This window comes from Hydrocoleum sp. CS-953 (genome assembly GCF_002260545.1).
Taxonomy (GTDB): Bacteria; Cyanobacteriota; Cyanobacteriia; order Cyanobacteriales; family Microcoleaceae; genus Trichodesmium.
This window is the reverse complement of sequence record NZ_LGSU01001172.1, coordinates 1-7,532: the sequence shown is the minus strand read 5'-3', so window position 1 is coordinate 7,532 and position 7,532 is coordinate 1. Positions and strand designations below refer to the sequence as shown.

The 7,532-nt window shown below is 38.5% G+C and carries 5 protein-coding genes and 2 pseudogenes; 5 read left to right on the top strand and 2 right to left on the bottom strand.

Annotation, left to right across the window (positions count from 1 at the left end; genetic code table 11):
- Window positions 1-125: 125 nt before the first annotated feature.
- From AFK68_RS18895 to hpnA, 5 genes and pseudogenes are all read left to right on the top strand, one after another.
- A pseudogene (locus AFK68_RS18895) lies at window positions 126-465 on the top strand (phytoene desaturase family protein); the annotation flags it as partial.
- Window positions 466-840: 375 nt separating this feature from the next.
- Window positions 841-1,854, top strand: coding sequence for a phytoene desaturase family protein (locus AFK68_RS18890; RefSeq protein WP_371357447.1), 1,014 nt, complete (start codon window positions 841-843; stop codon window positions 1,852-1,854).
- Between the two features lie 355 nt (window positions 1,855-2,209).
- Window positions 2,210-3,175: a ribonuclease T2 gene (locus AFK68_RS18885; protein ID WP_143438037.1), complete on the top strand. Its 966-nt coding sequence runs from the start codon at window positions 2,210-2,212 to the stop codon at window positions 3,173-3,175.
- A 227-nt stretch (window positions 3,176-3,402) separates the two neighbouring features.
- Window positions 3,403-3,591, top strand: a pseudogene (locus tag AFK68_RS18880) (NAD(P)H-binding protein); the annotation flags it as partial.
- A 20-nt stretch (window positions 3,592-3,611) separates the two neighbouring features.
- On the top strand, window positions 3,612-4,622 hold the full coding sequence (gene hpnA / locus AFK68_RS18875) for a hopanoid-associated sugar epimerase (protein WP_094674121.1): 1,011 nt from the start codon (window positions 3,612-3,614) through the stop codon (window positions 4,620-4,622).
- A gap of 722 nt (window positions 4,623-5,344) precedes the next feature.
- Here hpnA and AFK68_RS37040 read toward each other — a convergent pair.
- A complete protein-coding gene (locus AFK68_RS37040; protein WP_168186545.1) occupies window positions 5,345-5,497 on the bottom strand; it encodes a hypothetical protein in 153 nt (50 codons plus the stop codon).
- A 751-nt stretch (window positions 5,498-6,248) separates the two neighbouring features.
- Window positions 6,249-7,292, bottom strand: coding sequence for an adenosine deaminase (locus AFK68_RS18870; protein ID WP_094674119.1), 1,044 nt, complete (start codon window positions 7,290-7,292; stop codon window positions 6,249-6,251).
- Window positions 7,293-7,532 lie beyond the last annotated feature (240 nt).

Genomic DNA, 7,532 nt, shown 5'->3' with positions numbered 1-7,532 from the left:
ACAGCATAATATTAAAGAGTTTTCCTACGGAATGCTGCGCAAACAGGATTAATAAATATCCTAACCTTTGCTTCGACTGCTATAACAATAATAACTGTAAATACTATTGTCAAAAATAAATTTATATGGTAGCAGAAAATCTAGATGTGATTGTAATTGGTAGTGGCATAGGAGGCTTAGTTGCTGGAGCAATGCTCGCCTACTATGGCAAAAAGGTAGTAATTTGTGAAAGCCATAGTATTCCTGGAGGGGCAGCTCACTCTTTCTCACGTCAAGGTTTCCATTTTGATTCTGGTCCATCTTTTTATTGTGGGTTGGCTGACCCTCATAGTCTTAATCCTTTACAAAAAGTCCTCAGCATTTTAGGCGAATCTATTGAGACAGTTGTTTATGACCCTCTGGGACATTATCATTTTCCTGAAGGTAGTTTGCCAGTTTATGCTAATGAGTCATCTTACCTAGAAGNCTCACTCTTTCTCACGTCAAGGTTTCCATTTTGATTCTGGTCCATCTTTTTATTGTGGGTTGGCTGACCCTCATAGTCTTAATCCTTTACAAAAAGTCCTCAGCATTTTAGGCGAATCTATTGAGACAGTTGTTTATGACCCTCTGGGACATTATCATTTTCCTGAAGGTAGTTTGCCAGTTTATGCTAATGAGTCATCTTACCTAGAAGCTGTTGCTAAATTTACGACTCAAGGAGCTAAAGAATTAAAACTTTTTCAAGATAATCTTTTACAATTGTATGCTGGCCTGAAAGAAGTTCCACCTATAGCTTTAAGGGCTGATTTTTGGTTAATACCAATTTTATTGGGAAAATATGGACTATCCTTACTGAAGATGTTGCCTTCCCTGGGGGATATAGGGGGTTCCGTTGGACAAATCGTGGATAAATGGGTAAAAGACCCTTGGGTGCGCCGTTTAATTGATTTGGAATGTTTTCTTCTGTCTGGGTTGAAAGCTGATGGTACTGTTGCTCCAGAGGTGGCGTTTATGTTTGGAGAACGTTCTAATTCAGTGATTGAATATCCTATTGGTGGTAGTGCGGCAATAGTTGATGCTTTGGTTAGAGGTTTAGAACGTTGGGGTGGTGAATTACGTTTGAATGCTCATGTAGAAGAAATATTAATAGAATCTGGTAAAGCTGTAGGAGTTCGTTTACGAGGAGATAAAATTATTAGGGCTAATATTGTTATCTCCAATGCTACGATTTGGGATACCTATACTAATTTGTTGAGACCTGAAGATTTACCCCCTTCTTTCCGTGAACCTGCTTTGGCAACTCCTGCGGTAGAAAGTTTTATGCACTTACATTTAGGTATTCGTGCTGATGGTTTAGAAGGTTTAACCGGACATCATGTAGTTGTTCATGATGGAGATGTTGATATTTCAACTCCTGGCAATACTTGTATGATTTCTATTCCTTCCGTTTGGGATTCTACTTTAGCACCTCCCGGTCATCATGTGGTTCATGCTTATACTTTGGAATCTTTTTCCAGTTGGCAAAAAGATGAATCTTATCCGCAACGGAAACGGGAAAAAGCAGAATCTTTGTTTCTTGCTTTAGAAAAGGTAATTCCCGATATTCGCCAACGTATAACTTTAGAATTAATTGGTACACCTCTGACTCATGCTCGCTTTTTGCGTCGTTATCAGGGTACTTACGGACCTGCTATTGCTGCTGGTAAAGGTAGTTTTCCCGGACCTCAAACTCCTATTTCTGGTTTATATCGGGTGGGAGATAGTACAATGCCAGGTATTGGAGTACCAGCGGTTGCTGCTTCTGGGGTAATTTGTGCAAATACTTTGGTTTCTGTTGATAAGTCTTTGTCTATTTTAGGGAGTAGGGAGTAGGGGAGTAGAGGAGAAGTCTGGTAGGGTGCGTTAATGAAATGTAACGCACCGTCTATACCAGTCTGGTAGTAGTAGGTTTACACATATTCAATGGTACGTTACGACGGATTACTAAATTCCTTTCATAGTATGAATTTAAGCCGTATAACACACCCTACAATTTTGCTTAAAATAGTGGAATATATCTTTGATGTCAAGCTTTGAAAAATTAGCATCCTAGCATTTTTCTAAAGTAACATTTAAGGCTTGACACCGCACTACTACTTCCTTGTTTAATATGAACAGGTCGTGGTAAATTTAATTTATAATGAAATAATACCCGCAGTAGTTGTACAACAACAAAAAAGGAGATATCGTGAGATTAATCATCACATTCTTGTTATGTTTTTTCCTACTTGGACAAAACCCAGCTTTCGCCTTATATAATGTTAGTGGGGATTTCACAATCAATAGTTGTGAAGCTTACACAAGTTTCAAAAAGAAAACTGAACCTGTCACTCTTGAACCAGGAAAAGTTTACCAAGTTTTAGGACTAAATAAAGAATCTGGAGACTATTTTTATATAAAAGTAGATGGAAAAAGTAAGTGGGTAAACAAAAAGTGTGGTCAATTTAATCCTAGTGGGGAAATTAGGGATGAAAAAATAAGTAAAACAGAAGAAAACAAGACTGTAACAAGTTGTCCTGATGAAGGTTGTGCAGAGAAATATTTATTTGCTATTAGTTGGCAACCCAGTTTCTGTCAAACAATGCAATACAGACCTGAATGTATTTCCCAGACTGCAGATCGCTATGATGCGACTAACTTTACTTTACATGGTTTGTGGCCTGACAGACTTGACTATTGTGGAGTTTCTTATGAGGATATAAATGATGATAAGCAGAGAGAATGGGATGATTTACCACCCCTAAATTTGGATCGAGAGACTACCTCTGAATTAGCAAAAGTAATGCCTAGTAAGCAGTCTTATCTACATCGTCACGAGTGGATTAAACATGGTACTTGTGATGGGCGAGATGAAGATACTTATTATGATATTGCGCTAGATTTATTGAATGAAGTAAATACTTCGGAAGTACAAGATTTATTTGAAGCAAATATTGGTAAAAGAATTACTCAGTCTCAAATTGAAACAGCTTTTGACAATTCTTTTGGAGAAGGTGCAGGCGAAAGTGTGAAGATTAGATGTAAGAATGGGTTAATTAGTGAACTGCAAATTAAAATGCGCAGACCTCTAGTTGGGGAAAAGTTGGCGGATGTTTTGGTGCCAACAAGTGGAAGGTCTTGCGATAGCGTCATTGTAGATGCTGCTGGATTTTAGAAATTGACAACTTTTGTAGAAACCAGGTTTGTGTTATATATAATCTGGCTGAAAAGTTGTCATTGTAACTATAGGAAGCAATCTCTTGCTACTCTTGAGATTGCTATCCGTGCCGGAATGCTCCGCAAACCTTTCACTCCGTTACAGTCGCAATGACTTGGTTATAGCAATTATCCGAATTATATATCATAAAAAACCCGATTTCTCTCCTACTTTTTGATTTGATAATGAAAGCTTTTGTTACTGGTGCAAGTGGTTTTATTGGGGCGAATTTGGTGCGGTTGTTACTTCAGCAGGGTTATGCTGTACGATCGCTCGTTCGCTCCACAAGTCGTCTTGATAACCTCCAAAATTTGGATGTAGAATTGGTAGTGGGAGACTTAAATGACTCTCACTTGTCCGAGTTAATGCAGGGANCCTACTTTTTGATTTGATAATGAAAGCTTTTGTTACTGGTGCAAGTGGTTTTATTGGGGCGAATTTGGTGCGGTTGTTACTTCAGCAGGGTTATGCTGTACGATCGCTCGTTCGCTCCACAAGTCGTCTTGATAACCTCCAAAATTTGGATGTAGAATTGGTAGTGGGAGACTTAAATGACTCTCACTTGTCCGAGTTAATGCAGGGATGTCAAGTTTTATTTCATGTTGCTGCTCATTATTCTTTGTGGCAAAAAGATAGAGAGTTAGTTTACAAAAATAATGTTTTGGGTACGCGCAATGTTTTGGCAGCAGCGCGACGGGCAAAAATTGAGCGGACGGTTTATACAAGTTCTGTTGCTGCTATTGGGGTGGGAGTTTCTGGGAAAGTTGTTGATGAAACCCATCAGTCTCCAGTGGAGAAGTTGGTGGGAGATTATAAAAAGTCTAAGTTTTTGGCGGAACAAGAGGCAGTGAGGGCGTTTGATCTTGGTCAAGATGTGGTAATTGTTAATCCTACTGCTCCTGTTGGTGCTTGGGATATTAAACCTACTCCGACTGGTGATATTATAGTCCGATTTTTGCGTCGGCAAATGCCTGCTTATGTCGATACTGGTTTAAATATTATAGATGTTCGGGATGTGGCATGGGGTCATTTGTTGGCTTTGGAAAAAGGCAAAAGTGGCGATCGCTATATTTTAGGTAATCAAAATTTGACACTGAAGGAATTACTCGATCTATTGGAGGAAGTTACAGGTTTACCTGCTCCGAGACAAACTATTCCGGTATGGTTGCCTTTAACTGTGGCGTGGGTTGATGAAAAAATTCTGGCACCTTTGGGAAAACAACCTTCTGTTCCTTTGGATGGGGTGCGGATGTCTCAACAAAAGATGTTTTATGATGCTGCTAAGGCGGTGAAAGAATTAGGTTTGCCTCAGTCTTCAATTAGAGTCGCGCTTCAGGATGCTGTTAATTGGTTTCGGGAGAAGAAAATTGTACGGGCGGGTTTCATCAAAAATTTTGAGACATGATATTAATTCACCAAAACCCGCCCCCCTTCAACCTGCGGGTAATCCAATCATCCTTATTGATTTAATGATTAAACGTGGGATGGGGGCGGGTTTATTTCATTTTCTTGACTTCCCATTAACTTAACGGGGGAACCCGCCCCTACATGATTAACGTATGTAAAATCGTAGGGGCGGGTTTCACTAGGAATATTGTTAAAACTGATTGATTTATCGATCGCCCGCCCCGCGTCCGGTGGTATTGATACCTGGGGGCGGGTTTATTTCATTTTCTTGACTTCCCATTAACACACTAGGCGGAACCCGCCCCTACGTCCGTTAAAAAATTTGTAGGAGCGGGTTTTTATCAGTTATCAGTTATCAGTGCGATTTGTAGGGGCGGGTTTTTCAGTTATCAGTTATCAGTTATCAGTTATCAGTGCGATTTGTAGGGGCGGGTTCAGCCAAAAACATTCAGATCAAGACGTTAGTTAAATAAACCCGCCCCGCGTCCGGTGGAATGGGGGCAGGTTCATTTGATTTTGTTGAATTCCCATTAATTTAACAAAGAGCCAGCTCTTCTGAAAAAATGAGTTTCTCTGCAAAAGGCAGATACTCTGTCAGTCTTAGCTCCTTCGGAGGAGTCAAGAGGCAGATCCTCTAATATTAAATTCGATTTTTAAAGTATTTTAATGACAACGGTTGACTAACAACTCCCACGACTATCACAGCAGAAACTCCCGCACTTAAACAGTTCCTAACAAAATCAAGAGTGTAGAAACACAAACAATTATCACTCCAATTGCCAAGAAAGCTAACCACGGTTCTTTATTGCTGCTATCAAGGTACTGATTCACTTTTTCGTCATTCGGTTCAGGATGCCAAATCATAGGTTTCATAACTTAACCCTTCCTTTTTATGAGACGTATATACTACATACTAATAACGCCCTTTATGAAACGTCGAGAAAACCGAATAAATCTTAACTTTAATTGTTAAATTAGATTAAGTCTCAAGGTCTAAATCTGTGGTCTTGTTGAGTTTTGTAGGGTGCGTTAGACAGCTAAAATCTAGACTGTGGAAGGCATTTAGCTTTCCGTCGTAACGCACCATTTTTGAGTAGTCCAGTACCGCCTATGCCAACTTTTTTGGTGCGTTAGCGAAGCGTAACGCACCCTACTGGACCGACACAGCTAAAACTGTGCATTAGGGAGTAGGGGAGTGGGGGAGTAAGGGAGTAGGGGAGAAGGACTGTTGTTGGGTTTTGTTTCTCAAACCAACCTACATTTATTGCACCATTTAAAAGGTGTGTCAGTCTACTACTAGACTGTTTCACTGTGGTCTTGTTCAGTTATAAAAAAAACAGTAAAATTTGTAGGGTGCGTTAGACAGCTAAAATCTAGACTATGAAAGAGATTTAGCAATCGGTCGTAACGCACCATTTTAGTTGTGTCGGTCTACTACTCAACGGTGCGTTACGGCGCTGGGGTAATGTTTAACAGTTTGACTGTAATTTGTAGTCAGCGCCTAACGCACCCTACTGGACCTACTCTACTCTATTCCTACTTTTTCGGTGCGTTACGCTTCACTAACGCACCCTACTGCTACTATTTTAAGGAGAGGTAATTATTAATTATTAATTGTTAATTATTAATTATTGAAGACTCCTGCAACCAAAGGTTCTGGTTGTAATAATCCTGTTAACATTTCTTCTGGTCGTTTACCATGAGGCCAAGCAAAAGCATGACGAAAAGCTGCATCTTGACAAGCTTGTAATTGTCGAAAATCAATCACATCAAATGTCAATAAATTCTCATATTCAAATGGCAAACGTACATTATGTAAACCAGCATTATCTGTACAAATAGCAATATCTACTCCAGCATCAAAACATTTATCAAATACTGTCTTCAATTGACTCATATTATCCATAGTACCTGTTTTGAAATAAGTCGTAGGACAAACTTCTAAACATTGCCCCCGGTTTGCTACTTCTTTTAATAATTCTGGATATTTTAAAGGTATTTGAATTCCATGACCAATTCGCATTAAATAAGGTAATAATTCTGGATGACAACCATTAGGAGTTTCATAAAGATGTCCAGTAGTTTTTACTCCTTGTTCACGAGCATATTTATAGAGTTTAATAAACTCATCAATGCGTTCTTTATAATTATTATCTCCTCCTGCTACATCTATAGCACACACATATTCTGGGATTTGCACTGCTAAATCCACAATTGCTTGATTTACTTCATTGGGCAAACGAGTGTGAGTACATAAAATTTGGCTGGTAACAATTGGATACTCATTTTGTTGAGTTGCCTTACCTACAGTTGCAACTATTTCTGACATTAAATCTATACGTTGAGACTGAGATAAATTGTCTGGAGTTCTCAAGTAAGGTGTATAACGTAACTCTAAATAAGCTAAATTTTCAAAGGTATAAGCACCCCGAATTAAGCGATAAATAAAGTATGGTAATGTCTCAATAGTTTGAACGTGTTCTACTAAAGTATGTAGTTCTAAATATTCATCTAAAGTGTTCCGTGGTTTAGTATAAAATTCTTCAAATTGTTGATATTCGGGAAAACGAGTTGCTAGTTCCTGGTTTTGACGTTGGAAATATCTCCATAAAACTCTAGGAACTACGGAGCCTCCTAAATGTCTATGTAATTCTGCGTGTAAAGCCATAATAATTTGATTTATCCTTAATATTTTAGTCTGAGAGAAATATGATGAAAATCTTTGGCTCTGCTAGCTCTATGTGCAAATTAAGCTGATAATATTTTGGGTGGATTAAGATTTAAGATAGAGGGGAGAAGATAGGAGATAATTTTTGCTACTAGAAAACTATTTATTTTGATTCAAAAAAAATCTTTGCTATCCTAAGAAAGTATTTATAAAAATAAATCTTCAAATACGGATTTAAGT

What these genes read in the sequence shown, in the direction of transcription:
- AFK68_RS37040 (WP_168186545.1), bottom strand. Translation starts at nt 5,497, where the DNA reads ATGAAACCTATGATTTGGCATCCTGAACCGAATGACGAAAAAGTGAAT.
- AFK68_RS18890 (WP_371357447.1), top strand. Translation starts at nt 841, where the DNA reads ATGTTGCCTTCCCTGGGGGATATAGGGGGTTCCGTTGGACAAATCGTG.
- hpnA (WP_094674121.1), top strand. Translation starts at nt 3,612, where the DNA reads ATGAAAGCTTTTGTTACTGGTGCAAGTGGTTTTATTGGGGCGAATTTG.
- AFK68_RS18870 (WP_094674119.1), bottom strand. Translation starts at nt 7,292, where the DNA reads ATGGCTTTACACGCAGAATTACATAGACATTTAGGAGGCTCCGTAGTT.